Source organism: Cupriavidus sp. 01L46, assembly GCF_056399905.1.
Window position 1 is genome coordinate 1 of the sequence record NZ_JBFTSF010000060.1, and the last position, 26,981, is coordinate 26,981.

The 26,981-nt window shown below is 65.9% G+C and carries 26 protein-coding genes; 3 read left to right on the forward strand and 23 right to left on the reverse strand.

The window, feature by feature from the left end; genetic code table 11:
- Nucleotides 1-133 precede the first annotated feature (133 nt).
- Both flgM and AC1DS3_RS13080 read left to right on the forward strand, forming a co-directional pair.
- A complete protein-coding gene (gene flgM / locus AC1DS3_RS13075; RefSeq protein ID WP_183033945.1) occupies nt 134-439 on the forward strand; it encodes a flagellar biosynthesis anti-sigma factor FlgM in 306 nt (101 codons plus the stop codon).
- A 54-nt stretch (nt 440-493) separates the two neighbouring features.
- Nucleotides 494-952: a flagella synthesis protein FlgN gene (locus AC1DS3_RS13080; protein WP_477127318.1), complete on the forward strand. Its 459-nt coding sequence runs from the start codon at nt 494-496 to the stop codon at nt 950-952.
- 371 nt (nt 953-1,323) lie between these two features.
- Here the strand turns inward: AC1DS3_RS13080 and AC1DS3_RS13085 are convergent, their stop codons facing one another.
- From AC1DS3_RS13085 to AC1DS3_RS13190, 22 genes are all read right to left on the reverse strand, one after another.
- Entirely contained in the window at nt 1,324-1,755 is a 432-nt protein-coding gene (locus AC1DS3_RS13085; protein ID WP_441635672.1) for a flagellar protein FlhE, read from the reverse strand.
- Nucleotides 1,752-2,468 (reverse strand): RNA polymerase sigma factor FliA, encoded by a 717-nt coding sequence (locus AC1DS3_RS13090; protein ID WP_477127319.1) that lies wholly within the window; start codon nt 2,466-2,468, stop codon nt 1,752-1,754. Before AC1DS3_RS13090 ends, AC1DS3_RS13085 begins: the two co-directional genes overlap by 4 nt.
- Before the next feature lie 40 nt (nt 2,469-2,508).
- A complete protein-coding gene (locus AC1DS3_RS13095; protein WP_477127320.1) occupies nt 2,509-3,327 on the reverse strand; it encodes a MinD/ParA family ATP-binding protein in 819 nt (272 codons plus the stop codon).
- A 3-nt stretch (nt 3,328-3,330) separates the two neighbouring features.
- Complete coding sequence (gene flhF / locus AC1DS3_RS13100; RefSeq protein WP_477127321.1) at nt 3,331-5,772, reverse strand: flagellar biosynthesis protein FlhF; 2,442 nt, start codon at nt 5,770-5,772, stop codon at nt 3,331-3,333.
- A 13-nt stretch (nt 5,773-5,785) separates the two neighbouring features.
- On the reverse strand, nt 5,786-7,873 hold the full coding sequence (gene flhA, locus AC1DS3_RS13105; RefSeq protein WP_441635678.1) for a flagellar biosynthesis protein FlhA: 2,088 nt from the start codon (nt 7,871-7,873) through the stop codon (nt 5,786-5,788).
- Nucleotides 7,870-9,012: a flagellar biosynthesis protein FlhB gene (gene flhB / locus AC1DS3_RS13110; RefSeq protein WP_477127322.1), complete on the reverse strand. Its 1,143-nt coding sequence runs from the start codon at nt 9,010-9,012 to the stop codon at nt 7,870-7,872. The genes flhA and flhB overlap by 4 nt, the downstream gene beginning before the upstream one ends.
- 283 nt (nt 9,013-9,295) lie before the next feature.
- Entirely contained in the window at nt 9,296-9,931 is a 636-nt protein-coding gene (gene cheZ / locus AC1DS3_RS13115) for a protein phosphatase CheZ (RefSeq protein ID WP_441635682.1), read from the reverse strand.
- 10 nt (nt 9,932-9,941) lie between these two features.
- A complete protein-coding gene (gene cheY / locus AC1DS3_RS13120; RefSeq protein ID WP_006162642.1) occupies nt 9,942-10,337 on the reverse strand; it encodes a chemotaxis response regulator CheY in 396 nt (131 codons plus the stop codon).
- A gap of 88 nt (nt 10,338-10,425) precedes the next feature.
- Nucleotides 10,426-11,502: a protein-glutamate methylesterase/protein-glutamine glutaminase gene (locus AC1DS3_RS13125; RefSeq protein WP_477127323.1), complete on the reverse strand. Its 1,077-nt coding sequence runs from the start codon at nt 11,500-11,502 to the stop codon at nt 10,426-10,428.
- Nucleotides 11,503-11,525: 23 nt separating this feature from the next.
- Complete coding sequence (cheD, locus tag AC1DS3_RS13130) at nt 11,526-12,182, reverse strand: chemoreceptor glutamine deamidase CheD (RefSeq protein WP_441635686.1); 657 nt, start codon at nt 12,180-12,182, stop codon at nt 11,526-11,528.
- Nucleotides 12,182-13,084 (reverse strand): CheR family methyltransferase, encoded by a 903-nt coding sequence (locus AC1DS3_RS13135; RefSeq protein ID WP_150992423.1) that lies wholly within the window; start codon nt 13,082-13,084, stop codon nt 12,182-12,184. Before AC1DS3_RS13135 ends, cheD begins: the two co-directional genes overlap by 1 nt.
- Nucleotides 13,085-13,154: 70 nt before the next feature.
- The gene (locus AC1DS3_RS13140) at nt 13,155-13,649 is read right to left on the reverse strand and encodes a chemotaxis protein CheW (protein WP_477127324.1); all 495 of its coding nucleotides are present in this window, start codon (nt 13,647-13,649) and stop codon (nt 13,155-13,157) included.
- A 21-nt stretch (nt 13,650-13,670) separates the two neighbouring features.
- Nucleotides 13,671-15,692 carry a chemotaxis protein CheA gene (gene cheA / locus AC1DS3_RS13145; RefSeq protein WP_477127325.1) on the reverse strand — a complete coding sequence of 674 codons (2,022 nt, stop codon included), beginning with the start codon at nt 15,690-15,692 and terminating at the stop codon, nt 13,671-13,673.
- Nucleotides 15,693-15,751: 59 nt separating this feature from the next.
- Nucleotides 15,752-16,774, reverse strand: coding sequence for a flagellar motor protein MotB (motB, locus tag AC1DS3_RS13150; protein ID WP_441639116.1), 1,023 nt, complete (start codon nt 16,772-16,774; stop codon nt 15,752-15,754).
- 18 nt (nt 16,775-16,792) lie between these two features.
- Nucleotides 16,793-17,656 carry a flagellar motor stator protein MotA gene (gene motA, locus AC1DS3_RS13155; protein ID WP_477127326.1) on the reverse strand — a complete coding sequence of 288 codons (864 nt, stop codon included), beginning with the start codon at nt 17,654-17,656 and terminating at the stop codon, nt 16,793-16,795.
- A gap of 239 nt (nt 17,657-17,895) precedes the next feature.
- Nucleotides 17,896-18,501 carry a flagellar transcriptional regulator FlhC gene (flhC, locus tag AC1DS3_RS13160; protein ID WP_477127327.1) on the reverse strand — a complete coding sequence of 202 codons (606 nt, stop codon included), beginning with the start codon at nt 18,499-18,501 and terminating at the stop codon, nt 17,896-17,898.
- Entirely contained in the window at nt 18,498-18,815 is a 318-nt protein-coding gene (flhD, locus tag AC1DS3_RS13165; RefSeq protein WP_006162633.1) for a flagellar transcriptional regulator FlhD, read from the reverse strand. The genes flhC and flhD overlap by 4 nt, the downstream gene beginning before the upstream one ends.
- 412 nt (nt 18,816-19,227) lie before the next feature.
- On the reverse strand, nt 19,228-19,959 hold the full coding sequence (locus AC1DS3_RS13170) for a DUF4088 family protein (protein ID WP_477127328.1): 732 nt from the start codon (nt 19,957-19,959) through the stop codon (nt 19,228-19,230).
- A 50-nt stretch (nt 19,960-20,009) separates the two neighbouring features.
- Nucleotides 20,010-21,833, reverse strand: a complete 1,824-nt coding sequence (locus tag AC1DS3_RS13175; RefSeq protein WP_441639111.1) for a methyl-accepting chemotaxis protein — start codon at nt 21,831-21,833, stop codon at nt 20,010-20,012.
- A gap of 156 nt (nt 21,834-21,989) precedes the next feature.
- On the reverse strand, nt 21,990-23,630 hold the full coding sequence (locus tag AC1DS3_RS13180; protein WP_477127329.1) for a methyl-accepting chemotaxis protein: 1,641 nt from the start codon (nt 23,628-23,630) through the stop codon (nt 21,990-21,992).
- 45 nt (nt 23,631-23,675) lie between these two features.
- Complete coding sequence (locus AC1DS3_RS13185) at nt 23,676-24,152, reverse strand: chemotaxis protein CheW (RefSeq protein WP_441639107.1); 477 nt, start codon at nt 24,150-24,152, stop codon at nt 23,676-23,678.
- A gap of 168 nt (nt 24,153-24,320) precedes the next feature.
- The gene (locus AC1DS3_RS13190; protein ID WP_441639105.1) at nt 24,321-24,704 is read right to left on the reverse strand and encodes a response regulator; all 384 of its coding nucleotides are present in this window, start codon (nt 24,702-24,704) and stop codon (nt 24,321-24,323) included.
- Nucleotides 24,705-25,049: 345 nt separating this feature from the next.
- Here AC1DS3_RS13190 and AC1DS3_RS13195 point away from each other — a divergent pair, with 345 nt between their 5' ends.
- On the forward strand, nt 25,050-25,802 hold the full coding sequence (locus tag AC1DS3_RS13195) for a hypothetical protein (RefSeq protein ID WP_477127330.1): 753 nt from the start codon (nt 25,050-25,052) through the stop codon (nt 25,800-25,802).
- Nucleotides 25,803-25,846: 44 nt separating this feature from the next.
- Here the strand turns inward: AC1DS3_RS13195 and AC1DS3_RS13200 are convergent.
- Nucleotides 25,847-26,981: putative bifunctional diguanylate cyclase/phosphodiesterase (locus AC1DS3_RS13200; RefSeq protein ID WP_477127331.1), on the reverse strand; the 1,135-nt coding region annotated here is incomplete at its 5' end.

Below are 26,981 nucleotides of genomic sequence, written 5' to 3' on the forward strand. Positions count from 1 at the left end.
CGTCTCATGGGCGGGCTCATGAGACAATACCGCGCGCTCCGGGGCCGGAAAAACGGCGCCGCGGCGTCGCAATTCGACCTAAAGTTTCGCCCGAAGCATCCGATAAGCCAAAGGTACCCAGCAAGGAATCATCGTGAAGATCAATCAGACCACCTCGTCGAGGCCGAGCGACGCCATCGACGGCGCCGTGCGCAGCGTGGCCGGCGCCCCCGGATCGACGGCTGCCCCGGAGACGTCCAGCGTGCGCGTCAGCAGCCCCCTGTCGGCCCAGGTGCGCGAGATCGGCGCGCGCATGGTAGAAGACCATGACGACGATATCGACACCGCCAAGGTCGAAGAGATCCGCCAGGCCATCTCCGAAGGCCGCATCAAGATCGACCCAAGCAAGATCGCCGACGGCCTGCTCGCGTCCCTGCGCGAACTCAGCGGCGGCGCCTGACATCGCGGCTTGCTACGGGCCGCATCGCCAACCCCACCCCAAGATAGGCAAGCCATGAGCCAGTCCCTGATCCAGAACCTGCGCCGCGAAACCGAGCTCGCGCAGGAGTTCGCCACCTTGCTGGGCGAAGAAAGAAGCCTGATCAAGGCCGGCGATTACCAGGCCCTTGCCGGGGTGCTGGAACGCAAGGTCGAACTGGCCGGATTGCTGGGCGCGCTGACACGCACACGCGAGGCGCAGATGGGCGCCATGGGAATTCGCACCGGCGCGGGCGGCCAGCTGTTCGGGCGCCAGATCGATCCGTCGGTGGAAGCCGCATGGCGGACGCTGGTGTTTGCGGCACGCGCTRCAAGCGACGCCAATGCGCTGAATGCCGCGGTTGTGGATGCGCACCTCGAGTTCACCGAGGAAGCGATTCTGGCGTTGCGGCAACGGGGTGACAACACAACGCTGTATGGGCGCGACGGGCGCGCGCAGAACGGGCCGCAAGGGGTCAGTCTGGCGACTGGTTGAGTTGGATAGCGGTTGAGTTGGGTAGTTTGTGGCATCTCGTTCTTGCGAGTGCCCGCCCTCTCCCCCGGCCCCTCTCCCACAAGTGGGAGAGGGAAGCAAACCAGCAGGGGGGGATAGGCCAACGCCTCGGTTTAGCCGTGTGACCCGCCCCCAAGGCGGGGAACACCCAGGGGCGACGCGAAGCGAGCCGTGATGGTTTGAATCTCCCGCTATGCGGCGCCTCGCCGCATCCGGGTCGCCTTCTTTGCCTACTTTCTTGGCGAGACAAGAAAGTAGGTCGCCGCCCCGCAGGGGTGGTGAAACTGCAGTTGAAGTTGCAGTTAAGCAGTTGCGGTTGCAGTTGCGGTTAAGCGGTTGCGGTTAAGCCCCCCTCACCGAAACCCAACCGTCACCTCGTTAGCCTGCCCAATCAAGACCGGCGTCAACGCCCCCTTCCCCGGCACCTGAAAGGCAAACACAAAGCCCTTGGCAGCGTCATCCCCGCTAAACGCCTCGGTCAGCCCCTCAGCCCCCGAAAGCAATACACACCGCTGCGCATTGCATAGGTAAGCCTGTAGTGCATTCGGCGGCGTACGCGAGAAGCTATAGCGCCACCGCACTGTCGTGATTGCGCCCTGCGCCTGCGGCAAATAGCCGGTCGGTGAAATCGGGACGGAAACGGTACGCAGGCCTTTGCTGTACAGCGCAGGCCCGTTCACCGAAGCCGACCAGCTATGCAGCGCCTGCCCGCCAGGCGCTGCCAGTGCCGGGCAGCACGCCACGGCGAGCGTCAACGCGGCGAAGCGCTTGGGCCAGTAGCTCACAGCAACCCGCGCAACTGCGAACGCAGCCGTGTGATCGCCTGGCTACGGATCTGGCACACACGCGACTCGGTGACTTCCAGCACCGCGCCGATTTCCCGCAGGTTCAGCTCCTGGTCATAGCACAGCGACAGCACCAGCTTCTCCCGCTCGGGCAGGCGCTCGATGGCGCGGATCAGCGCTTCGCGCATGCCGCTCTCCATCAACACCGTGAGCGGGTTGCCGTCATCGCTCACGCTCAGGTGCCGGTCGAGGAAGTCCTCTTCGCCAGAGCGCTCGAAGTCTTCATAGTGCAGCAGCTGGCAGCCATAGACCTCGTTGAGCAGCGTCTGGTATTCGTCCAGCGGCAGCTCCAGTTCCTGGGCCACTTCGGAATCGAGCGGCGCACGGCCCAGCGTTTGCTCCAGGCCGCGCACGGTGCGCTCGATCCGCCGCGTKAACTGGCGCAGGCTGCGCGACTGCCAGTCGTTGGCGCGCACCTCGTCGAGCATGGCGCCGCGAATGCGCTGGCTGGCGTAGGTCTCGAAACGCGCACCGTGGGTGTCTTCATAGCGCTTGGCGGCGTCGAGCAGACCGATCATGCCGGCCTGGATCAAGTCATCGAGCTGCACGCTGGCAGGCAGCTTGGCCGCCAGTTGCAAGGCGATGCGACGCACCAGCGACGCATGCGCCGTCACGGTATCAGTCTGTTCGAGCTTTCCCTGAATCGTATACATGGTGGAATTCTCGTGAGTCCTAGCTTGCAGGTCCCGGCGCTTAGGCCAGGGCCGTGGCCGTCGGCGCCATTGGTGCCGACAGGGTTGAACGGGGATCGGTGGACATTGGCCAGCTGGCAATGCCTGTGGCAATTMGGCGTAATGCGGCGGTGGCGGGCGYGGCCGGGAAGGCCTCGACCACGCAAYGGCCCAATGCGGTACTGCGCTCGACCAGCGGATCGTGCGGCAGGCTGCCCGCGGGGCTGGCCTCGACGCCAAGGTACTGGCTGGCGGTACGGGCCAGGTTGCCCAGCACCGCACTGGCGGCGGCGTCCCCGGCGGCGGCATTGATCACCAGGTGGAAACGCCGGCAGGCGTACAGGTGATTGAGCTGCTTGATGCACGCGTATGCGGCCTTGATCGAGGCCGGCTCCGCGCGCAGCACCACGATGAGGTTATGCGCCGCGCCAGCCATTTGCGACAAGCCGCCATCCGCATCGCTGCGGGCATCGCTGAGCACGGTGCGAAACGACTTGAGCAACTGCAGGTCGCCATTGGCCTGGGGGCTGCCCGGCAGCACAGCAACGGTGCCGGCGGGACGCTTGCCGAGCGCTGCGTCGAGCGTCACCGCGCCTCCCAGCACCGCGGCCAGGGTGCCTTCCGGCATGGCGCCGGCAAGCCGGGTGGCGCGGGCGCCGAAGCGGTCCTCATCGACGAGCAGTACGCGTTCGCCTTGCAGGGCAAGGGCGTTGGCCAGCCCCAGTGCCACCGTGGTGGCCCCGGCACCGGCATCGCTTGCGACCACGGCAACGCGGCGCGTGGCGCGTGGCGCCAACATGCGCCGCAGGCTTTCCGCCTGGTCGGTTGCGAGTGAATTCACGGCTTATTCTCCCTGCGCCAGCGTCTCGAACACGCGGCTTGCGCTCATGCGCGCCTCGAGCACGCCCCCGGCGCCGCCCAGTTGCAACGTCTCCGGCGGCGCTTCCTGAACGGCGGGCTGCGTGGCGCGGCCGCTGCGGGCGGGATAGTTTTCCAGCACGTCGAGCAAGGCCAGCAAACGGCCGATGCCTTCGACCAGCACAGCTGCGCCGCAAGCCTGGCGAGCCGGCGCGCGGCCGGTCAGCCGCGCCAGGAATGCGGCGACCGAATCATCGCAGGCTTGCTCGAGGCGCAGCGCGGCCACACCCATCTGCAGCGCGAGCAAGCGGGCGCAGGCCTGCGCTTCGGCCTGTGCGGGTTCATGGCCGCCGTCGCCTTGGCCAAGGTGGTCCAGCGCATGGCGCAGGGTGCGCAGTTGCGCTTCGCCGGCTTCGGCCCAGCGGGCCCAGCGTGCCAGTTGCGCGCCCTCGGCCGACAGCGCCGGGTCGCACAGCAGGTAGTGCACGGCGAGCGTCTGGCCGTTCTCGCGGTCGACCACGCGCGACACCAGCAAGCCGGCATCGGTGCCGCCCTCGGCGGCGGCGCGGGCGCCGCGTGCCTGGCCTTCGAGCACGCGCACCGGGCTTTGGGCGATCCACTGCACCGCATCGCGGCCGCGATAGTCCATGTCTTGCACAGCGTGGAAGGTCAGCGTCTCGGCCAGCGCATCGAGCTTGACGGCGGCACCGCCGCTGGCCACGCGGGTGGTCTTGCGTGCGGTGGCCAGCCAGCGCTCGCCAGCTTGCTGCCAGCGTGCCAGCACAGGGGCGGCAGGCATGGCGTCGAGTACGTTGACCACGGTACGGGCGGCGGCGATGGCGGCGCACAGCGTGGCGGCATCGGCTTCCCATCCGCCCTGGCCGCCTTGCAGCGCCGGGCCGGTGCGGCCTGCGGGTGCGGCAGCGGCCGCCAGCGGCAGGCCGTCGCGGTCCGCCAGGAACAGCGTGTGCTGCCAGGGGCGCGGCGCGCGCCGTCCCGCCACCGGTGCGGCCACCGTGGCGCTCAGCGACAGCACGAAGCGGTCGCAATGGCGGGCGAGGTCGCGGCAGGCGGCCTCGCGCACTTGCTGCGCCATCAGGCGCGGCGAGGATGCGCTCTCATTGCGTTGCTGCCACAGCGAGCGGACCAGTTCAAAGCTATAGCTGCCAGCGTTCAGTTGCTCCACGCAATCGCCCACCGCGTTGGCGCTGTCCGTCAGCGAGCGCAGCATGCCGTCGGCGCCGCCGGGGCTGGCGGTGCGCGCGGCTTCGCTATCGTCCTGCGCGGGCATGGCGCGGCGCGCGGCTTCCGCGTCGGCAAACACCGATCCGCGGCGCGGCGTCTGGAAGGCACGCTCGACAAGGGCCGCGCCGTTGGCGAGCTCAAGGTGCTCGGGCACGCGCTGGCCGGTGGAGGCGTAGTACACCGGCAAGCGGTGGCGGATCACCACGTCGAGCACGGAGCCCAGGTGCGTGGCCTCATCCAGCTTGCTGACGATGCAGCCGTCGATGCCGCCATCGGGCGTGGCATCGTGACGGTAGGCGTGGACGACTTCGTTGAGCGTGTCGCCGTGGCTGGCGCCGTTGAGCAGCAGGATGCGCTGCACCGGCGCCTGCACGCCAGCCAGCATGGCGATCTGCTCGGACAGGTTGCGGTCGCGCTGGCTCATGCCCACGGTGTCGATGATCACCAGGTGCTTCTCGGTCAGCGCCGCCAGCGCGAAGCGCAGGTCGGCCGCGTCCTTGACCGCATGCACGGGCACGCCAAGGATGTCGCCGTAGATGCGCAATTGCTCGTGCGCGCCAATCCGGAACGTGTCGGTGGTCAGGAGCGCCAGGCGTTCCGGGCCGTGCTTGAGCACGAAGCGCGCGGCAAGCTTGGCGGTGGTGGTGGTCTTGCCCACGCCGGTGGGACCCACCAGCGCCAGCACGCCGCCCTGGGCGAAGAGCGCATCTTCGTCGTTCAGCACCGGCACCTTGCGCCCAAGCTCCTGGCGGATCCAGGTCATGGCGGCGGGCCGGTCATGGCCCAGCGGCAAGTGACCCAGCAGCGAACGGGCGAGCTGCCCGGAGAAGCCAGCGGTCACTAACCAGGTAAACAGCGAATCGCGCAACGGGTCTCCGCCGATCGACGGCAGGCTGTGCGTGCCCACGCCGGAGAACTGGCGCTCCATCATGGCGCGCATGGTCTGCAGCTCGCCGCGCAGGTCGCCAAGGGCGCCGTCGACGGCGACCGCGGCAGCCGGCGGCGGCGTGAATACGGGCGCGTTGCTGGAGATGGCGCCGAGATCGGTGTCGCGCATCGCGACAATCTCCACCCCCCCTTCGACGGTGCGGTTGGACAGCACCACGGCATCCGGCCCCATCGCCTCGCGCACCTGGCGCAAGGCCTCGCGGCCATTGGCCGCCACGAATTTAGCTACGCTCATTTTGCGAAACCCCTCACGCTGTGCCACCGATCATGGCGGTGATCCTGATATTTCTGTTGTCCGGCACCTCGGCATGCGAAAGCACCTTGAGTTGCGGCATGGTCCGGCGCAGGAAGCGCGCCAGCAACGGGCGCAGCGGATGCGGCACCAGCAGCACCGGATCCAGCCCCAGCTGTTCTTGCCTGATCACCGCGCCATGCGTCTGCTGCAGCAGCGCATCGGCCAGGCCCGGCTCGATGCCGCCGCCGTTAGTGAGCGCCTGCGACAGCACGCGTTCCAAGCCAGCGTCAAGGCCGATGACCTGGAGGTCGGCGCCGTTGGGGAACCACTGCTGGGTGATGGCGCGGCCCAGCGCCATGCGCACCAGCGAGGTGAGCTCGTTGGGATCGCTGACCTTGGGCGCGTGCTCGGCCACCACGTCCAGCACGGTGCGCATGTCGCGGATCGGCACGCTTTCGTCCAGCAGGTTCTGCAGGATCTTTTGCAGCGCGGTGAGCGTGATGACCTTGGGAACCAGGTCTTCGGTGAGCTTGGGAGATTCCTTGGCGATGCGGTCGAGCAGCGCCTGCACTTCCTGGCGGCCAAGCAGCTCGGCCGCGTGAATGTGGATCAGGTGGTTGAGGTGAGTCGCCACTACCGTGCTTGCGTCCACCACCGTGTAGCCGTAGGTCTGCGCCTGCTCCTTGAGACCGCTCTCGATCCACACCGCGGGCAGGCCAAAGGCCGGGTCCTGGCTGGGCGTGCCCGGCAGCGCGCCGGACACCTGGCCGGGGTTGATCGCCATCCACTGCCCGGGCGCGGCCTCGCCGCGGCCGATCTCCACGCCCTTGAGCGTGATGCGGTAGGCGTTGGGCTTGAGTTCCAGGTTGTCGCGGATATGCACCACCGGCACCAGGAAGCCGATCTCCTGCGCCACCTTCTTGCGGATGCTCTTGATGCGCCCGAGGAGCTCGCCGTTCTGCGCGCGGTCCACGAGCGGGATCAGGCGATAGCCCACTTCCATGCCGAGCGGATCGACCAGGGTGACATCGTCCCAGCTGGCTTCGGTCGATTCAGGMGCCACTGAGGGGGTACGGTCCTCGCGCTTCTTTTCCTGCGCCTGCGCCACGTCGCGGCGTGCCACATAGCGGCCGAACCACACCAGCGCGCCGGCGAAGGCCAGGAAGGCGAAGTGCGGCATGCCCGGGATGATGCCCATCATGCCAATGATGGCGCCGGTCAGGTAGAGCACGCGCGGATTGGAGAACAGCTGGCCGGTCAGCTGCTGGCCCACGTCCTGCTCGTTGGAGACCCGCGAGACGATCACACCCGCGGCGGTGGAAATCACCAGCGCCGGGATCTGCGCGACCAGGCCATCGCCGATGGTCAGCAGCGTGTAGTTGCGCACCGCGGTGGCGAAGTCCAGGTCRTGCTGCACCATGCCSACCACCATGCCGGCGCCRACGTTGATGAACATGATCATCAGRCCCGCCACGGCATCGCCGCGCACGAACTTGCTGGCRCCGTCCATSGCGCCGTAGAAGTCCGATTCCTGCGAGACCTCGGCACGGCGCTTCTTGGCGCCGTCTTCATTGATCAGGCCGGCGTTGAGGTCGGCGTCGATCGCCATCTGCTTGCCGGGCATGGCGTCTAGCATGAAGCGCGCGCCAACTTCGGCGATACGCCCCGCGCCCTTGGTGATGACCATGAAGTTGATCACCACCAGAATCGCGAACACCACGATGCCCACCGCGAAGTTGCCGCCGACCAGGAAGTGGCCGAAGGCCTCGATCACCTTGCCCGCGGCATCCGGCCCGGTGTGCCCTTCCATCAGCACGACCCGCGTCGAGGCCACGTTGAGCGACAGGCGCAGCAGCGTGGTGAACAGCAACACCGCCGGGAAGGCGGCGAAGTCCAGCGCCTTCTGCGTGTACATGCCCACCAGCAGCACCATGATCGACAGGGCGATGTTGAACGTGAACAGCAGATCCAGGATAAAGGGCGGCAGCGGCAGGATCATCATGCCGAGGATCATGATGATCAGCAGCGGGCCGGCCAGGGCCTTCATCTGCCCGCCTGTCTGGCCCCCCGGCAGTTTGAACAGCGAGGTCAATGCGTTCATGCTTGGCTTTCCGGTACGGCTAACTCGTCAGGCACCAGCAGATCGGAGGGTGCCGCCGGATGCGGGCCGCTGCTGTGATGCCAGTGCTTCAGTTGATAGACCCAGGCCAGGACTTCGGCCACGGAGGTGTACAGGCCGGCAGGGATTTCCCTGCCCAGCTCGACGTGACGATGCAGCGCGCGCGCCAGCGGCGGCGCGGACAGCAACGGCACGCCGTTCTCGACGGCAATCTCGCGAATGCGCGCGGCAATCGCGTCACTGCCCTTGGCGACCACGCGCGGTGCGCTCATGCGGCCTTCTTCGTAGCGCAGCGCCACGGCAAAGTGGGTGGGGTTGGTGACCACCACATCCGCCTTCGGCACTTCGGACATCATGCGGCGCTTGGCCATGGCACGCTGCTGCTGGCGGATGCGCGCCTTGATGTGCGGGTCGCCATCGCTGTCCTTGTGCTCCTGCTTGACCTCTTCCTTGGTCATGCGCAGCTTCTTGTAGAAGGTCCAGTACTGCCAGGGCACGTCGAGCGCGGCCACCAGCACCAGCGAACCCGCCACCATCGCGGTGCAGCTCAGCACCATCTCCAGCATGTGCAGCAGCGCTTCGTGGATCGGCGCGCTCATCAGCGCGATGGCCTCGGGCAACCGCCGCCACAACACCCAGCCGGCCACGCTGCCAACCAGCAGCGCCTTGGCAATGGCCTTGGTCAGTTCCACCAGCGACTGCGAGGAGAACAACCGGCCCAGCCCCTTGAGCGGCGAGAGGCGGGAGAAATCCGGGGCGAACGACTTGGCGGAGAACATCCAGCCGCCCAGCAGCATGGGGCCAGCCAGCGCTGCCGCGCCAAAGAACAGCAGCAGCGGCAGGAAGGCCAGCAGGCCCTCCCAGACCGCGATGCCAAAGCGCGACATCATGCGCGTCGTGTCGAAGGCGATCGCAGGCTCGAAAGCCAGGCTGGCGTGCAACACGGCATCAAGCTTGTTGGYAAGCGTGCCGCCCAGCGTCGACAGGCCCACTACGCCGCTCATCAGCATGATCAGCGTGGCGAGCTCGCGCGAACGCACAACCTGCCCCTCTTCGCGCGCCTTTTCCAGGCGCCGCGCTGAGGCAGGTTCGGTTTTCTCGAGATCGCTTTCTTCGGACATGGCCGCTCCGTTACGAAGCGGCATACGGCCGTTCGTCAGGATCGATTATCGGAGCGGAAACCGGCGGGCATTAGCCGGAATAGGACTGGGATTCTGGCGCTGTTTGCGCGATGGCGGCGCTTGGGCGGGGCGCGCGGCGCACGCGCGGCGCGCGGGAGGGCCGGCATGCGCGATGCGCAGCCCCCGCCTTGGCGGCGAGGGCGCTCCGGCAGTGCACCCCGGGGAAGGGGCGCACGCGGGACGGCACGGCGCCGCTAGCGGCGCCGCGGTCCGTGCCTGGCGATCAGAAGCCCAGGCTGGCGAGCAGGTCGTCGACCTGTGACTGGTCGGAGACCACGTCGGCCTTGCCTTCGGGGTTCACCTGCGGCCCGTTCATCAACGTCGACGGCGCTTCCACGCGGCGATCGGCCGGGACATTGTCGATCAGCACCTGCAGCAGTTCCTGCTCCAGGGAGTGAATCATGTCCATCATCTTCTTGATGACCTGGCCGGTCAGGTCCTGGAAGTCCTGCGCCATCATGATGTCGAGCAGATGGCTGCCGGTGGCGCGCGCCTGCTGCGGCACGTCCGTCAGGAAGGCGCGGGTGTCGAGCACGAGCTCGCGCGCGTCGCCCAGCTCCACCGGCGTTTCGAACCAGGCTTCCCAGCGCTTGTCGAGCGCCTCGGCCTGCTTCTCCATGCCGGACTGGATCGGCTGCGCCAGCTCCACCGCGGTCAGCGTGCGCTCGGCAGCCTGCTCGGTCATGGAGGCGATATAGCTCAGGCGGTCACGCGCGTCGGGGATGGCCTGCGCGGCGCGCTCGATTTCCTTGTCGAGCCCCAATTCGCGCATGTTGTCGCGCAGCATCCGTGTCAGGGCGCCAATGCGCTGGAACAGCTGCTCGGCAGATTCGTTGCTTAGCGTCGGAGTCGTCGACATATCGCCCACCTTATGCCCCTTCCTTCGCCAGCTTCTCGAAGATCTTGGTAATCTTCTCATCGAGCGTCGCAGCCGTGAACGGCTTGACCACATAGCCGTTCGCGCCGGCCTGTGCCGCGGCGATGATGTTTTCCTTCTTGGCCTCGGCCGTCACCATCAGTACCGGCAGCTTGGCGAGCGCCCCTTCGGCGCGAATCGCCTGCAGCATGCTCAGGCCGTCCATGTTCGGCATGTTCCAGTCGGAAATGACGAACTGGAAGCTGCCGTCCTTGACTTTCTCCAGGCCAGCGGCGCCGTCTTCGGCTTCCTCGACGTTGGCAAAGCCCAGTTCCTTAAGCAGGTTGCGGATGATGCGACGCATGGTGGGGAAGTCATCGACCACCAGGATCTTCATGTTCTTGTCCACTCTAACGGCTCCAATACAGTTGTGGAAAGTTGCTGCAATACTTGCGCTGGCCCCGCCGGTATGCGGCCGGGCCAGCGCTTGTGCCCTGTCAAACTCGCTGCGCGCGTGTCCCGAAGGTGGCCAGGCGTGCCATCACGCGCTGGCTCATCGCGTGCAGCGGTACTACCTCATGCACCCCACCGGCGGCAATCGCCTCCTTGGGCATGCCGAATACGATGCAACTGCTCTCGTCCTGCGCCAGGTTATAAGCACCGGCCTCGCGCATGCGCAGCATGCCTTGCGCCCCGTCCTTGCCCATGCCCGTCAGCATCACGCCGATGGCATTCTTGCCGGCATGCCTGGCGGCCGAGTCGAACAGCACTTCCACCGACGGCCGGTGGCGGTTGACCGCCGGCTCCTGCGACAGGTGGGCCACATAGTTGGCCCCGCTGCGCGCGAGCAGCAGGTGCGAATCTCCCGGGGCGATATAAGCGTAGCCGGGCAACACGCGCTCGCCGTGCTCCGCTTCCTTGACCGTGATCCGGCACAGGCCATCCAGGCGCTGCGCGAACGAACGCGTGAAGCCAGCCGGCATATGCTGGACGATCAGCACCGCGGGGCAATCGGGCGGCATCGGCATCAGGAAATCCTTGATGGCCTCGGTGCCGCCGGTGGACGCCCCCACGATGATCAGCTTTTCCGTGGACAGCAACGGGCTGCGCAGCATCGGGGTCGCCGGCGCTGCCGCTTCCCCGCTGGCGGGTGCGTTGCTGCGGATGCGTGCGCGCGACGCGGCGCGGATCTTGTCGGCGATGGTGTCGGTGTAATCCATCAGGCCGTCGCGGATGCCGAGCTTGGGCTTGGTGACGAAATCCACCGCGCCGAGTTCCAGCGCGCGCATCGTGATTTCCGAGCCGCGCTCGGTCAGCGACGATACCATCAGCACCGGCATCGGGCGCAGGCGCATCAGCCGTTCAAGGAAATCCAGCCCATCCATGCGCGGCATTTCCACGTCCAACGTCAGTACATCCGGATTCAGGCGCTTGATCAGGTCGCGCGCCACCAGCGGATCGGGGGCGGTGCCTACCACCTCCATATCGCTCTGGCTGTTGATGATCTCCGTCATCAGGCTGCGTATCAGCGAGGAGTCGTCCACGCACAATACCTTGATCTTGGCCGCAGTCATGTCTGGAAAAAGTCCTCGTCGTATCAGGAAACGGCAGCCGATGGTGCACGCCGTGAAAACAGTTCCGCGCCGCCCTGTGCGGGCGTCGTCGCGGAGTTGGCAATGGCGCGTGCCAGCGCGCGTTCGTTACGCTCGACCACCACCTGGTCGTCCTGGCGCGTGAGCCGACGCACCAGCGCCAGCCCGGTAAGCGGGAAATAGCTGACCCGGCGCGCATGCGGGCCGCGCAGGTCCTGCGCGGCCAGCCGGATCCCTTCGGTCTTCAGGTAACGGATCACGAACTCCGCATTGCGGTCGCCGATGTTGAGCGTGGTCATGTTGGCCAGCACCGCGCCGCCGCCAAACACCTTGGCTTCGAGCCGCTCGCGCCGCGCGCCCATCTTCAGCAGTTCGTTGACCAGCACTTCCAGCGCGTAGCAGCCGTAGCGCATCGACGCGGACAGCAGCCGGTCGGCGCCCACGCCATCGTCATCCGGCAGCATGAAATGGTTCATGCCCCCTACCCCGGCCGTCTCGTCGCGGATGCATGCCGCTACGCACGAACCGAGCACCGTGGTCAGCACCACGTCTTCGCGGGTCACGTAATACTCGTTGGGCAGCAGCTTGATGGCTTGCTTGCCGAATTCACGGTCAAAGTAACTGCGGGTGGCGATCGCCTCCGGCAATTGGGGCGTGCGCATCACGATCCTCCCAGCCGGGCCGACTGCGGCGCCAGTTCATAGACAGTCTGCCCGCGCAGCTGGAAGGCGCGCGTCACGTAGGAGAAATTCTCGGAGTGGCCAGCGAACAGCAACCCGTGCGGCTTGAGCAGCGGCACGAAGCGCTCCAGGATCTTGCCCTGGGTAGGCTTGTCGAAATAGATCATCACGTTGCGGCAGAAGATCGCATCGAACTTCTCGCGAATCCCCCAGTCCGGCGCCAGCAGGTTCAGCGGCTCGAAACTGATGGTGCCCGCCAGTTCCGGCTTGACCTTGACCGCGCCGGCGCGCTGGCCGGTGCCCTTGAGGAAGAAGCGCTTGAGCCGCTCGGGCGAGAGCTTGTTCACCTGCTCGGCCGTATAGACACCGGAGCGGGCCTTGGCCAGCACTTGGGTGTCGATATCGGTGGCCAGCACAGTGGCGGCGCGCTCGCCGAGCGCTTCAGCCAGCGTGATGGCGATCGAGTAGGGCTCCTCGCCGGTGGACGCGGCCGAGCACCATACCGAGTAGGGCCGGCCGGTCTTCTTGGCGTGCTCCGCCAGCAAGGGGAAGTGATGGGCTTCGCGGAAGAACGACGTCAGGTTGGTGGTGAGCGCGTTGGTAAAGAACTCCCACTCGTCCGAGCCGTCATCGGCGTCCAGCATCGCCAGGTAAGTGCCGAAATCGACCAGCTGCAGCGTGCGCAGCCGTCGCGCCAGCCGGCTGTATACCATCTCTCGCTTGTGGCTGCCAAGCGAGATGCCCGCGCGGCGATGAATCATCGCGCGGATCTTCTCGAAGTCCCGCTCGGTCAGCAGGAAGTCACGCGGCTCGTCGCGCCGCAGGGAAGCGGGCTGCGCCGATTGCGGGCCGGCGGCAAAGGCGGTTGGGCGAGGCTGCGTCATGTGTTGCGGGGCTTTTGGCCGTGGTCTTGCTGGGGCTTGCTTTGGCGAACTCAGGCGGATCCGGTCGGGATCAGGCGAGCTCGGCTTCGACCAATTCCATTTCGGCACTGGTCATCAGCTTCTCGATGTCGATCAGGATCAGCATGCGGCCGTCGACAGTGCCAAGGCCGGTCAGGTGATCGTTGGAAACCGAGACGCCGAACTCCGGCGCCGGCTTGATGGCTTCGCCGGTCAGGGTCAGCAYGTCCGATACGCCATCCACCACGATGCCAACCACACGGCCGGCGATATTGAGGATGATGACCACGGTCTGGTGGTCATAGCGCACGTTGCCCAGGCGGAACTTCAGGCGCAGGTCCACGATCGGCACGATCACGCCGCGCAGATTGGTCACGCCCTTGATGAARTCAGGCGCATTCGCCAGGCGGGTCACCGCGTCGTAGCCGCGGATCTCCTGCACCTTGAGAATGTCGATGCCATACTCTTCGCTTCCCAGCGTGAAAACCAGGAACTCCTGCCCAGAAGCTTCGCTCCCGGGGGTATCGATGTGTCCGATGCCGGCCATGATGTCTTGTTCTCCTGAGCGTTAAGCAAGCGCCGGGTCTTGGCGGCGCACTCCGGTGCGCTGCAGCGCGCCGACGTCCACGATCAGTGCCACGCTGCCGTCGCCAAGGATGGTGGCGGCGGAAATGCAAGGCACCTTGCGGTAGTTGGTTTCGAGATTCTTCAGCACGACCTGGTGCTGGCCGATCAGCTGGTCCACCAGCAGCGCGAAGCGCTTGCCTTCGGCCTGCAGGATCACGGCGATGCCCTGGGTCGGCTCGTGCACGGCTTCGGCCACGTTGAACACGCGGTGCAGTTCCAGCAGCGGGAGGTACTCGCCGCGCACATGCATCACGCGGTCGTTGTTGGCAGCCGTGTGCACGTCCTMCGGCTTGGGCTGCAGCGATTCCATCACGCAGTTCAGCGGCAGGATGAAGGTCTCGGCGCCCACCTTGACGGACATGCCGTCCAGGATCGCCAGCGTCAGCGGCAGCACGATGCGGGTGGTGGTGCCCTGGCCGGGACGCGAGGTAACCTMGACGTGGCCGCCCATTTCCTGGATGTTCCGCTTGACCACGTCCATGCCCACGCCGCGGCCGGACAGGTCGGTCACCGCTTCGGCGGTGGAGAAGCCCGGTGCGAAGATCAGCTGCCAGACTTCATCGTCGCTGATGTTCTCCGACACCGGCAGGCCATTCTGCAGCGCTTTGGCGAGGATCTTGTCGCGGCGCAGGCCACCGCCGTCGTCGCTCACTTCAATGACGATGTTGCCACCGTGGTGCTGGGCCGACAGGATCAGCTGCCCGGTGGGTTCCTTGCCCGCGGCAACGCGCAAGTCCGGTGTCTCGATGCCGTGGTCCAGGCTGTTGCGCACCAGGTGGGTCAGCGGGTCGATGATGCGTTCGATCAGGCTCTTGTCGAGCTCGGTGGCCTTGCCGAAGGTAATCAGGTCGATCTGCTTGCCCAGCTTGCCGGCCAGGTCGCGCACCAGTCGCGGGAAGCGCGAGAAGACGTAGTCCATCGGCATCATGCGGATCGACATCACCGCTTCCTGCAGGTCGCGCGCATTGCGCTCGAGCTGGCCCATGCCGGAGAACAAGCGGTCGAACAGCACCGGATCGAGCGCGGATGCGGTCTGCGCCAGCATCGATTGCGTGATGACCAGTTCGCCCACCAGGTTGATGATCTGGTCCACCTTTTCGGTGGGCACGCGGATGGAGCCGTTCTCCTGTGCGTGCGCGGCCGCGGCGGKCTGTGCCTTGGCTTTTTCCTTGGCGGGCGCGGCCGGGGCCTGCGCCGGAGCGGCGGCGGCCGGCGCAGCAGCCGCAGCTACCGGCTCGGCCGCTGCCGGCGCTGCGGCCGGAGCCGGCGCATCCGCCGCTTCCACGACGATCTGGTCGCCATCGACGACGAAGCAGCATACCGCGATGATGTCGTCGGCGCTGCACTGGCTCGACAGCCACACGGTGAGATCGCCGCCCTCTTCCTTCTGGCCGGTGATCTCGCCCAGGTTGGCGAGTTCCTCGCGCAACAGCGCCTGGTCCGAGGGCGACACCTTGACCAGCGTCACCTTCAGGCCGCCGCCGGCGCTCGCAGGCGCCACGGCGGCCACGGTTGCCGCTGCGGCGACAGGCGCCGGGGCGGGCGCCGCTGCCGGCGTGCCGCCCGCAGCCTCGAGCGCCAGTTGCTGAAGAACGGCGCAGATGCGCGCCAGCGTTTCCGGATCGGGTTCCGTACCGTTACGGTAGGCGTTGAGCTGATCTTGCAACACGTCCTTGGTTTCCAGAAAAGTGTCGATGATGGTCCGGGACAACGCCAGTTCCCGCCGCCGCGTACGGTCAAGCAGGTTTTCCAGCAGGTGCGTGGTTTCGGTCAGGGCGGCGAAGCCGAACGTGGCCGCGCCACCCTTGATAGAGTGCGCCGCGCGAAAGATCGCGTTGAGCTCTTCCGCATCGGGGGATTCGAGATCCAGCCCGAGCAGCAGCTGCTCCATTTCCACGAGGAGCTCTTCCGCCTCCTCGAAAAAGGTCTGGTAGAACTGCGTGATATCGATATCGACAGACATAACCGTCCTGGCTCACTGAATTTTGCTGCGAAGCCCGCTGCCGGCATGGCAGGCGGTCTTCATTGAACTCTGCCCGGCTTGGCCGGGGCCGCGGCGGCGTTGCCCGGCGCAGCCGCAGCCGGGGCGGCCGAAGCGGCCGGCGCGACTGCGGTTGCGGGGGCGGAGGCGGCCGCCAGGCCTGCCTGCACTTCCTGGCCGGCTTCACCGGCCTTTGCTGCGATCGAAACCTCGGCGGCGCTGGCATTCTCAGCCTCGATCCGAGACTGCGCGCGCTGGTTCAGCACCACGATGCTGATGCGGCGATTCACCGGCGCGAGATCGTCCTTCTTGTCGAGCGGCATGGTCGCGGCCAGGCCGATCACGCGCAGCACCTTGCCCTCGTTCATGCCGCCGGCAATCAGCTCGCGCCGGGAGGCATTGGAGCGGTCCGAGGACAGCTCCCAGTTGCTATACGTGCGCTCGCCATTGGAATAGTTGGCGGAGTCGGTATGGCCGGACAGGCTGACCTTGTTGGGCATCTCGTTGAGCACCGGGCCGATCTCGCGCAGGATGCTGCGCATATACGGCTCGACCGCGGCGCTGCCGGTACGGAACATCGGCCGGTTCTGCGTATCCAGGATCTGGATACGCAAACCTTCGCTGGTGATATCGAGCAACAACTGGGGGCGGAACTGGCGCAGCACCGGGTTGTTCTCGATGATCTGCTCAAGGCGCTTCTTGAGCGAGCGCAGGCGCTCGGCTTCCTGGCGCTCCTTGGCCTTTTCGGTGGCGTCTTCGGGCGTCTTCCTGACTTCCGCGTCCTGGCGGGTCACGTCCGTGCCGCCGCCCGGGATCACGCTGGAAGACATGCTGCTCTTGTTGCCGCCCGCAATGGCCACTTTCAGCGGCGTGCGGAAATACTCTGCCAATTGCACCAGGTCCTTGGGCTGGGCAGCCTTCAGCAGCCAAAGCACAAGGAACAGCGCCATCATTGCCGTCATGAAGTCGGCGTAGGCGATCTTCCACGATCCGCCATGATGCCCGGCGCTGCTCTTCTTGATGCGTTTGACGACAATGGGGTGCGCACCGTGCTCACTGCTCATCGCTGTCGCTCCTCTTCGTCAGGTGATGCTCTTGACTTCGCGGACGTGGTCGTCCAGTTCGAGGAAGGATGGCCGCTCAGTCGAGTACAGCACCTTGCGGCCGAACTCCACCGCCACCAGCGGTGCATACCCATTGAGCGATGCCAGCAGCGTGACCTTGATGCACTCGTACATCTTCACGGTTTCGTCCACCTGGTGCTCGACCCGCGCCGCCAGCGGCGAGACAAAGCCGTAGGCGAGCAAGATGCCGAGGAAGGTGCCGACCATGGCGTGGGCAATCAGCGCGCCCAGTTCGGCCGGCGGCAGGTCTGCCGAGGCCAGCGCGTGCACCACGCCCATCACCGCGGCGACAATGCCGAAGGCGGGCAATCCGTCACCGATCCGGGTCAGCGCATGCGCCGRCACCTCGGCCTCGTGGCGGAAGGTCTCGATCTCGTGATCCATCAAGGTCTCGATCTCGAAGGCGTTCATATTGCCGTTGACCATCATGCGCAGGTAGTCCGTCAGGAACTCCATCATTCCCGGGTCGGCAAGGATGCGCGGATACTGGCTGAACACGCTGCTGGCCGCCGGATCCGCGATTTCCTTCTCGAGGAACAGGATGCCTTCGCGGCGGGCCTTGGAYAGCAGGACATAGAGCAGCGCCATGACTTCCATGTACAGCGCCTTGCTGTACTTGCTGCTGCGAAACAGTGTCGGCAGCACGCGCATGGTGGCCTTGATAGCCTTGCCATTGTTGGAGCTGATGAACGCGCCGATCGCGGCGCCCCCAATGATGACAAGCTCTGCCGGTTGATAAAGCGCGCCCATATGGCCGCCGGTCATGGCGTATCCACCAAGCACCGCCACTATCACGACAACAAAGCCAATTACAACTAGCACGATTGATTCCCCGTCAGAAAAACACGCGTCAGGCACGCACAAGAGTCACCCCTCCAGCCAGGCGGATATACCGCCTGCCTTGGCAGGGCTCACCTGTCACGCAGGCTGCCATCGGATCTGAGACCTTGGGACTATCGGGCCTTGAAGCCTTGGGTCCTGAAGTCTGTCCGTCTTAAGACTTAACGACTGAAGACGGCAAGACTTGAAGACTTAGTGCCCTATCGACCCAAGGATTTCAGTCAGGCGACAGCTTGCGCTGGTGCGATGTCCTTCGAGAGCTTCTTGGCTTTGCCAGCACGCGAGGGCGGACGGCACAGGCTGCATACGAAATTCGCATGCGGCTCGTACGCGTGCGTCACGAAACGCCCGCCGCAGCAGGTGCAGCTGGAAAGCTGCAGCATGTTGCTCTCGAAAAACCGTACTAACGTCMAAGCACGGGTGAAACTTAAGACAATTTCGCTTTCGAGCAGCGATACGTGCTCCAGATAGAGCCGATAGGCTGCCACCACGCCGCGGATGCCAACCGTCTCGCCCTGCTGGACCATGAACTGATAGGCCGAGAAGAACAGCGAGGAATGGATGTTTGGCAACCAGGTGGTGAACCAGTCGGTCGAGAAGGGCAGCATGCCCTTGGGCGGCGAGGCGCCGCGCAGCTCCTTGTAGAGGCGGATCAGGCGATCGCGCGAGAGCGTGGTCTCGGCTTCGAGGACTTGCAGGCGCGCACCCAGGCCGATCAGCTCAATGGCGAGCTGGGTCTGGTTGGCATCCTGCAGGACGCTCTTGCGATTGGGGACGGGAGTGGCCGTGGTACTCCGGGCTGACGGGGCCTGCAGGAGCGCGKTCAATTGAGCGACTCCACGGGCTGCCGTGCGAGCAGGATCGCAGCATGGATCTGCTGCATATCATGGCTCTTGGCCGTATGGGTGAGCGTCGACAGCAAGGCATGGTCGTCGAACCGAAAACGGCATAGGACCATGTTTGATGCTGCCAGTTTGACAAGCTGGGCCGGTGTCAACTTGGCGAGAATGTCGGCAATTTCCTTGCTGACGCCAAGCCTGAACATGGCTTCCAGATGATTTTCGCGCACCAGGCGTTGCGCGAGCAGCAGATAGGCGAGATTGACCTCCCTGATCTCCTGGAGAACTTCACTGCTTTCCAATTTTTCCCCGCTACCAAAAGCCCTTCGACCGCTTGTCCGGCGCTTACCCGCAGCCGAAGGCTGAAGGCGACCAGATCGTTTGAGTGCGTGTTCGACGGGTACTGCGTACAACTACGGAACTGCGCTTGGTCAGACCTATCTGAAACGTTACAAATGTTACAGAGTGTAAGTGCGACTGACAGTGTTATATCGGCAATTTGAGCAGACTGCCAATCCCCTCTTACGTTGGGGTACAGCAATGTCGCATGAAACATACATGGGATTCGAAGTTTGTAACAGACATCTCCTTGTCATGTGATTTGCATCAAAACTGTTACGCGTATGTAACAGAAGAAAAGCTCTAAAATGGCGCGCCAGGTCATCCCTTCAGAGGGTGTACTAGTCGCATTCCTCTATTGACGGGCCGGACTCACTACACTAGGACCCTGCGCAGCCATGCAGCCACCCGTGCAAACAGGTCGTCGGGCTCTTCGTGGAACAGATGCGGGCAGGTTTGCTCCACCTGTTCCATCACACGCGCAGCTTCTTCGGCACTCACAGTGCCGTAGTCCATCGAAAGCCCCAGCAACGCACGCAGCTCTCCCAGCCGCGAGCGTGCCGTGCCGGGGGTGCGTTCAGTCTGCACCATGTATATGAGGTCGTAGACCCGGCGGCGCAGGCTTTCCGCGACGCGCCATGCCGGTGTCTGCATCTGCTCCTCAAGCGTGCGGATATCCACCGCCGAGGTAGCCAGCTGGGATGCCAGGGGATCGGTAAAGGCCAGGTCGGCCCCGGCGTCCTCCAGTATCTGCCGGGACCAGTCACGGGCGTGCGCAAGGCRTTCCTGGGGCGTCCACTCGTAGCGCACCGCCAGGCCATAGCCATAGCGCTGCGCGTCGCGCATCAGGGTCGCCATGGCATTGGGCAGCTGCTTGTTGAACACGCGCTTGGCCCAGGCGTACTCCCCACCCGAGAGCAGCCGCGTGACGGCACGCTCGGTCAGCGGGCCGTCATGGTGCAGCAGGCGCGCCCGCAGGAAGTCATCGAAGCCGGGTGGCGTGAACTCGTTGTCCAGCCCGGTCGAGAGCTTGACGAAGTGCTCGAACTCGGCGCGCAGCTTGGCCGCGGCTTCTTCGGGCAGCGCCAGGGTGATTTCAGTAGTCATGATGTGCAGGTCCGGCTATGCCGCTGACGGCGGGAGCACCTTGTTCGCCGTCAGAAAGCGCTCCAATCGCCGCTTTCCGAGGTGGCCAGAGCCGCGGGACGCGCGGCGCGCGCCGTAACCGGCGCAGGCGCTTCACGTCCGCCCTCGCGCTCAGCCTTGTCCACCGGTGCGGGCTCGGCGTGACCGGACTCTTCGTGGCGGGCGGCCGGCGCCGACGGCTCCATGCGCTTGGGCTTGGCCTTGGGCGCAGCGATCACCTTGGGCTGCGGCGCTTGCGCGCGGGAGCCGGCGAAGGCATCCGTTTCGGCCAGGCGGAAGCTGGCTACCGAGGATTGCAGGCGCGTAGCCTGGTCTTCCAGCGAACCGGCGGCAGCCGCGGCCTGCTCGACCAGCGCCGCGTTCTGCTGCGTCACCTCGTCCATTTGCGCCACGGCCTTGTTGACCTGCTCGATGCCCGAGCTCTGCTCGGCGGACGCCGCGCTGATCTCGCCCATGATGTCCGTCACGCGCTTGACCGCCTGCACGATCTCGCCCATGGTGTGCCCGGCCTGGCCCACCAGCGTCGAGCCGTTGTCCACCCGCGCCACCGTGTCGCCGATCAGGCCCTTGATTTCCTTGGCCGCGTTCGCGCTGCGCTGCGCCAGGCTGCGCACCTCGCCTGCCACCACGGCAAAGCCCCGGCCCTGCTCGCCGGCGCGCGCGGCTTCCACTGCCGCGTTCAGTGCCAGGATATTGGTCTGGAAGGCGATGCCTTCGATCACGCCGATGATGTCGACGATCTTCTTGGAGGCATCGTTGATCTCGTCCATGGTCTTCACCACGCGGCCCACCACTTCGCCACCCTTGACCGCGGTCTCGGAGGCGTTGGCAGCCAGGCCGCTGGCCTGGCGCGCGTTGTCCGCGTTCTGGCGCACCGTGCTGGTCAGCTCCTCCATGCTCGATGCGGTTTCCTCCAGCGAGGCTGCCTGCTGCTCGGTGCGCTGCGACAGGTCGCTGTTGCCCGCGGCGATCTCACGCGAGGCGGATGCGATCGATTCCGCGGAATCCTTGAAGTCGCGCACCATGGCCGAGAGTTGCTGCTGCATCTGCTTCATKGCGTGCAGCAGGCTGCCCTTGTCGCCCGCACGCAGCTTCACGTCGGCCGAAAAATCGCCCTCGGCGATACGCGAGGCGATGGCCACCGCGTAGCCCGGCTCGCCGCCCAGCTGGCGCGACAGCGTACGGGCCAGGAGCGCGCCCAGCAGCACAGAGACCGCCAGGCCACCCAGCACCAGGCCCAGCATCCACAGGCGGGAGCTTTCGTAGACGCCACGCGCCTCGTCCATGTTGCCCAGCGCGCGATCGTCGCGGCGCTTGACCATCTTTGCCATCACGTCTTCGAGCGCGCGGCTATCCTTGATCAGGTCGGCGCTTTCGCTAAAGACCTGGCTTTCAAACTGCGAGGTATCGAGCGGCTGCTTGCTGACGAGCGCCACATACTTGCCCAGGCGCTCACGGTAGGCCGGCAGCAGGGCGTCGAACTGCTTGACGAGGGCAATCCCCTCGGACTGGCTGAACGCCGGGCGCGCACGCTTCACGCTCTCGTCCAGCAGGACCAGCGACTTTTCGATCTGCTCTTTCTCGGCGGCGCGCTCGCCCATGGTCGAAGCCGACAGCAGCGCAATCTGCGCGCGGCTGGCATAGAGCAGGTCGATGTTGCCGCTCTGCACCGCCTTGAGCGCCTGCAGGTCGCCGTGATAAATCCTGCTGGTCCAGTCCGTCATGCGTCCCATATTGATGACGCCCAGCAGACCCATCACCGCGCCGATAAGCGACACGACCAGAAAGCCAACGACCAGCTTGGTCGTGACGCGGAGCTGATTGAACCATTGCATGCAGACTACCTCTTTTTTCTGAATGACTTGACCGGGGGCCTCATCTGTCCGCTGCCGGCGGGTTGCCGGCGGTGCGCACGACAGGCGCTACTTCTTCTTTTTTTTGAACATGCTTTCAGGCTGATTGCCTCGACACTGCTTGATCTCTTTCACTTTTCAGGCTTGCGCCAGATGCTGCGCGTCGCCTTGGCGCGCGCGCGCGGGCCGTGCTTCAGGGCGCAAGCTGACGCGGAAGGTGGCCACCGCATCGCGCAGGCGCCCGGCCTGGTCTTCCAGCGCACCGGCCGCGGCCGCGGCCTGCTCCACCAGTGCCGCGTTCTGCTGCGTCACCTCGTCCATCTGGGCCACGGCCTTGTTGACCTGCTCGATGCCCGAGCTCTGCTCGGCGGACGCCGCGCTGATCTCGCCCATGATGTCCGTCACGCTCTTGACCGCCTGCACGATCTCGCCCATGGTCAGTCCGGCCTGGCCCACCAGCGCCGAGCCGTTGTCCACCCGTGCCACCGTGTCGCCGATCAGGCCCTTGATTTCCTTGGCCGCGTTCGCGCTGCGCTGTGCCAGCCCGCGCACCTCGCCGGCCACCACGGCGAAGCCCCGGCCTTGTTCGCCGGCGCGCGCGGCTTCCACTGCCGCGTTCAGTGCCAGGATATTGGTCTGGAAGGCAATGCCTTCGATCACGCCGATGATGTCGACGATCTTCTTCGATGCACCATTGATGTCGTCCATGGTCTGCACCACGCGGCCCACGACTTCGCCGCCCTTGACGGCGATCTCGGAGGCGTTGGCCGCCAGGCCGCTGGCCTGGCGCGCGTTGTCCGCGTTCTGGCGCACCGTGCTGGTCAGCTCCTCCATGCTCGATGCGGTTTCCTCCAGCGAGGCCGCCTGCTGTTCGGTGCGCTGCGACAGGTCGCTGTTGCCCGCGGCCACCTGCCGCGTGGCCGTGGAAATGCTCGCCATGCCCTCCTGGATCTCGCCCACCACCGACAGCAAGCTGCGCTGCATCGTGCGCATGGCACGCGCCAGCGCCCCCACCTCGTCGCTTGCGCGGTAGTCCAGGCGCGTGGTGAGATCGCCCGCGCCCATGCGCAAGGCAAAGTCGAGCATGTCCTGCACCGGCCGGTTCACGCGTGCCAGCAGCAGCGTGCCGCCGATAAAGGATGACGCGACCGCCAGCCCGAAGCCGCCCCACAGCCAGGGCCGCAACTGGCTCATGGCTTCTGCCCCGGCCAGCACCTCGAAGGCCAGCAGCGCCGCGAGKAACCACACCAGGCCCGCCGCCTGCGACAGCAGGATGCGCCGCTTGAGCGTGATCTTGCCCAGGCGTGCCGGCAGCCCCGCCAGACCCCGGCGCACCACGGCACCGTCGCGCACGGCCAGGCCCGAGCCACCGTTCTCGCGCAGGCGTGCGTAGGCGGCGTCTGCTGCCTCGACCTGCCCGCGCTGCGGCATCGAACGCACCGAGGTGTAGCCCACCAGCTGGCCATCGACGACCGTCGGCGTCACCGTGGCACTGACCCAGTAGAAATCACCGTCCTTGCGGCGGTTCTTGACGATGCCCACCCACGAGCGTCCGGCCTGGATGGTCTTCCACAGGTCGGCGAATGCCGCCGGCGGCATGTCCGGATGGCGGACCAGGTTGTGCGCGGCGCCGAGCAATTCCTCCGCCGCGAATCCGCTGGCCTCGATAAAGGCGCGGTTGGCGAACGTGATGCGACCCTTCAGGTCCGTCCTGGAGATCAGGTAATCGTCTGCGGAGAGCWTGTACTCTCGGGAGGTAACGGGTTGATTATTTCGCATGGATGGAAGACTGCATGGATCGGACTCTCGCTACGTGCGGCCGCCTCAGGTGGCCGCGGCTGCCTCGATGGCCGCGAGTTCTTCGGTGTCTAGCAGTTTCTCGATGTCGACGAGGATCAGCATGCGGCTTTCCACCGAGCCGATGCCGCGGATGTAGTCCGTCTCGCCGGACAGCTGGGGCGCCTGCCGGATCTGGCCCGGGGCCAGCGTCAGCACGTCGGACACGCCGTCGACCACGATGCCGGTGGTGCGATCGTGCAGGTCGGCGATGATCACGACCGTGTACTGGTCGTAGTTGACCTTGTCCTGGCGAAACTTGATGCGCAGGTCGATGATCGGGACGATGATCCCGCGCAGGTTGACCACGCCCTTGAGATAGGCTGGCGCATTGGCAATCTGCGTGACGTTCTCATAGCCACGGATCTCCTGCACCTTGAGGATGTCGACGCCGTATTCCTCGCCGCCCAACCTGAACGCGAGGAACTCTTCCCCCGTGCCCTCTGTCTTGTTCCCGGCTTTCATTTGCTGGCTCCCGCTGCAATGACCGGCCATGCGGCGCTGCCAAAGCCGCAGCCGGCCGGCCCGCGGGCGGGCAGCCAGGCCGAGACTCAGCCTGCGACGAGGCACGAATATCGTTTACCTCTTAACGGCAGTCCTGGACGTGACTGAAGGGCAACAATGCCAATGCATTTACCCTACCTTGGAGGGGTCTAGCAGCGCATTCACGGCCTCCATCAGCTGATCCGGATCGAACGGCTTGGCCAGGAAGCCGGACGCGCCGGCCACGCGAGCCTGCTCGCGCACCTGGCTGTCGGCCTCGGTGCTCAGCATCAGCATCGGGATGGCGGCATAGGCAGGTTTCGCACGCAGCGTGCGGATCAAGGTCAGGCCGTCCGTTCCCGGCATCACCTGGTCGGTCACCAGCATGCCGAAGCTAGCGTCGAGGGCAAGCGCCAGCGCCTCGTCGCCGTCGGCGGCTTCGGACACGCCGTAGCCCCCGGCGCGCAGGCAGGCGCCGATCATGCGGCGCAAGGAGGGAGAATCATCGACGACTAGAATATGAGGCAAAGACATGGCGGCTCCGTTGACGGCACGATGGTGAGTCCACAAAGCCGGCGTTCTGGCACGGTGGACCGATGTTCCTGCGGACGGGGCTGCGGTGTGCGGCGATGCGCGACTGGCGTGGCCGGTGCAAACAACGCCCCTTTGGGGCATATCGGCAGCGGCGGCCGAATCCGTAGTACGGTTGCGTCGATCGGCGGCATTTGTGGCATTTGTTACCCCACGAGCATGGGGTGCATCTGGCGGCGGCGGGTGGGCATACTACGGCCTCGCCGTAAAATGGCCCGCGCACCGGCGGGCCATGGCACGCCTGCGCTACCCGCGACTGAGGCACTGCAATACCATCGGAACGTGATCATGTCGAACTTGCCAGGCCCGCAGTGGAGCAAACGGGATACCCCTGACCCGCGCCAACCCGACAAGCTCACCGTCTTCGTCCAGGGCGCCCCGGACGCATTGCTGGCGTCGCTGCCGGACTTTGGTGGATGCCTGCACTGGGTATCGCGGCGCCCGCGCCAGCCGGCCGATGCGCAGCTTGTGATCGTGGAGCGGCAGATCAACGCTACCACCGCCCAACGCCTGCGCTCCCTGCGCCATCCCGATCGCCTTGTGCTCACATTGCTGGTCGACGGCCTGCCACATGCCGCCACTGGCTGCGGGCCTATCGTGCCGACCACCGCCGAGGCGCTGCCGCGCACCCTGCAACTGCTGGCTTCGGTGCTGTTCGCGCCGGTGCTCAGCGACGGGCCCATGCCTCTGAACTGGCGGGATGTGCTGACGGTGGCCAATCGCGACGCCATTGGCCTGCCCTTGCACCTGGACACCAGCAGCGAGGCCGGCATGTCGGATGAGCTGCTGATGCAGCTGGCGCGCTTTCATGGCCGCACGCGGATCGAGCCGKAGGCGCTGCTGGCGAGCATCTACCTGCCGCGCGGGCTGCCGTCGCTGGTTAGCTGCAGCCAGCAGTTGCGCCGGCTTGGGGCCGTTACAGGGCATCATTGCGAGACCCGCTTTGCCTTGCTGGTGCCCGAGAGCGGGCGGTTTACCCGGCTTTTGGCGCTGTTTCCGCCTGGAGGCGCGTTACCGGAGCCTTTCACGCCCAGAAAGTGAGGTTTGACGGCGAGGCGTCATTCTCCCGATCCGCTCGATTCGCCTCATGCGCCCGATAGCAAATTGGCAAACGTGACCGGGTCCAAGGGATGCGACAGCAAATACCCCTGCGCCTCGTCACACCCCATGCCTGCCAGGATATCCAGTTGCGAATGCGACTCCACGCCTTCCGCCACCACCCGCATCTTCAGTTCGTGCGCCAGCGCCACCATCGACCCGACAATGGCCCTGCCCTGCGCATCGACATCCAGCCCGCCAATCAAGGTCCGATCGATCTTCAACGTCCCGACCCGCAAGCGCTTGAGATAACCGAGGCTTGAATAGCCACTGCCAAAGTCGTCCAGCGCCACGTGGATGCCCAGCGCCTGCAGCTCCAGCAGCGTCTCCAGCGATTGGGCGATGTCCTTCATCGCCGCGGTCTCGGTGATCTCGAGCGTGACAGCCGATGGCGGGATGTCATGCTGGTGGATCTGCTCGAGCAGGTACTGCGGGAAGTCGCGGCTGGCGAAGCGCAAGCCGGACACGTTGATGGCCACCGGCACCACCGGGATGCCGTCGTCCTGCCACTGGCGTATCTGCCGGCAGACCGTGGCGATCACCCAGTCGTCGAGCTTGTCGATCTGCCCGGACTGCTCCGCCACCGTGATGAACTCGGCGGGATTGACCTGCCCCAGGGTCGGATGGCGCCAGCGGCATAGGGCCTCGGCGCCGATCACGGTACGCTGGTGCACRTCGAACTTCGGCTGGTACTGCAAGGCGAGGCCATCGTCCTGGATGGCCAGCCACAGGTCGCGGCGGATCACCCGCATGCGCCGGGCGCGTTCGCCGGCGGCCGAGTTGAATACGCGCACCTGGTTCGAGCCGCTCTCGCGCGCCTCGCTCAGGCTCACGCGTGYCGCCTGCATCAGGGCCTCGGAGGTTTGCGCATCGCGCGGGTAGATGGCGATGCCGATGTTCACGCCGATCTGCATCTGCAGGCMACGCGCGGCCACGAACTCCGCGAGCGAGCCCAGCAGGCGCGCGCCCAGCTCATTGGCGCGGCTCTGGTGCACCATCTCCGGCACGCCCACCGCGAACTCGTCGCGCGCCAGGCGCGCCAGGAAGTCGTGCGGCTCCAGCGCTGCCTGGGCCAGCGCCCCGGCATCCTGCGCCAGGATATCGTCGGCGCGCACTTCGAAG

Coding starts and splice junctions, on each gene's coding strand:
- flhF (WP_477127321.1), bottom strand. CDS start 5,772: ATGAGCGTAGCTAAATTCGTGGCGGCCAATGGCCGCGAGGCCTTGCGC.
- cheZ (WP_441635682.1), bottom strand. CDS start 9,931: ATGTCGACGACTCCGACGCTAAGCAACGAATCTGCCGAGCAGCTGTTC.
- AC1DS3_RS13125 (WP_477127323.1), bottom strand. CDS start 11,502: ATGACTGCGGCCAAGATCAAGGTATTGTGCGTGGACGACTCCTCGCTG.
- cheD (WP_441635686.1), bottom strand. CDS start 12,182: ATGCGCACGCCCCAATTGCCGGAGGCGATCGCCACCCGCAGTTACTTT.
- AC1DS3_RS13135 (WP_150992423.1), bottom strand. CDS start 13,084: ATGACGCAGCCTCGCCCAACCGCCTTTGCCGCCGGCCCGCAATCGGCG.
- motB (WP_441639116.1), bottom strand. CDS start 16,774: ATGAGCAGTGAGCACGGTGCGCACCCCATTGTCGTCAAACGCATCAAG.
- AC1DS3_RS13185 (WP_441639107.1), bottom strand. CDS start 24,152: ATGAAAGCCGGGAACAAGACAGAGGGCACGGGGGAAGAGTTCCTCGCG.
- AC1DS3_RS13190 (WP_441639105.1), bottom strand. CDS start 24,704: ATGTCTTTGCCTCATATTCTAGTCGTCGATGATTCTCCCTCCTTGCGC.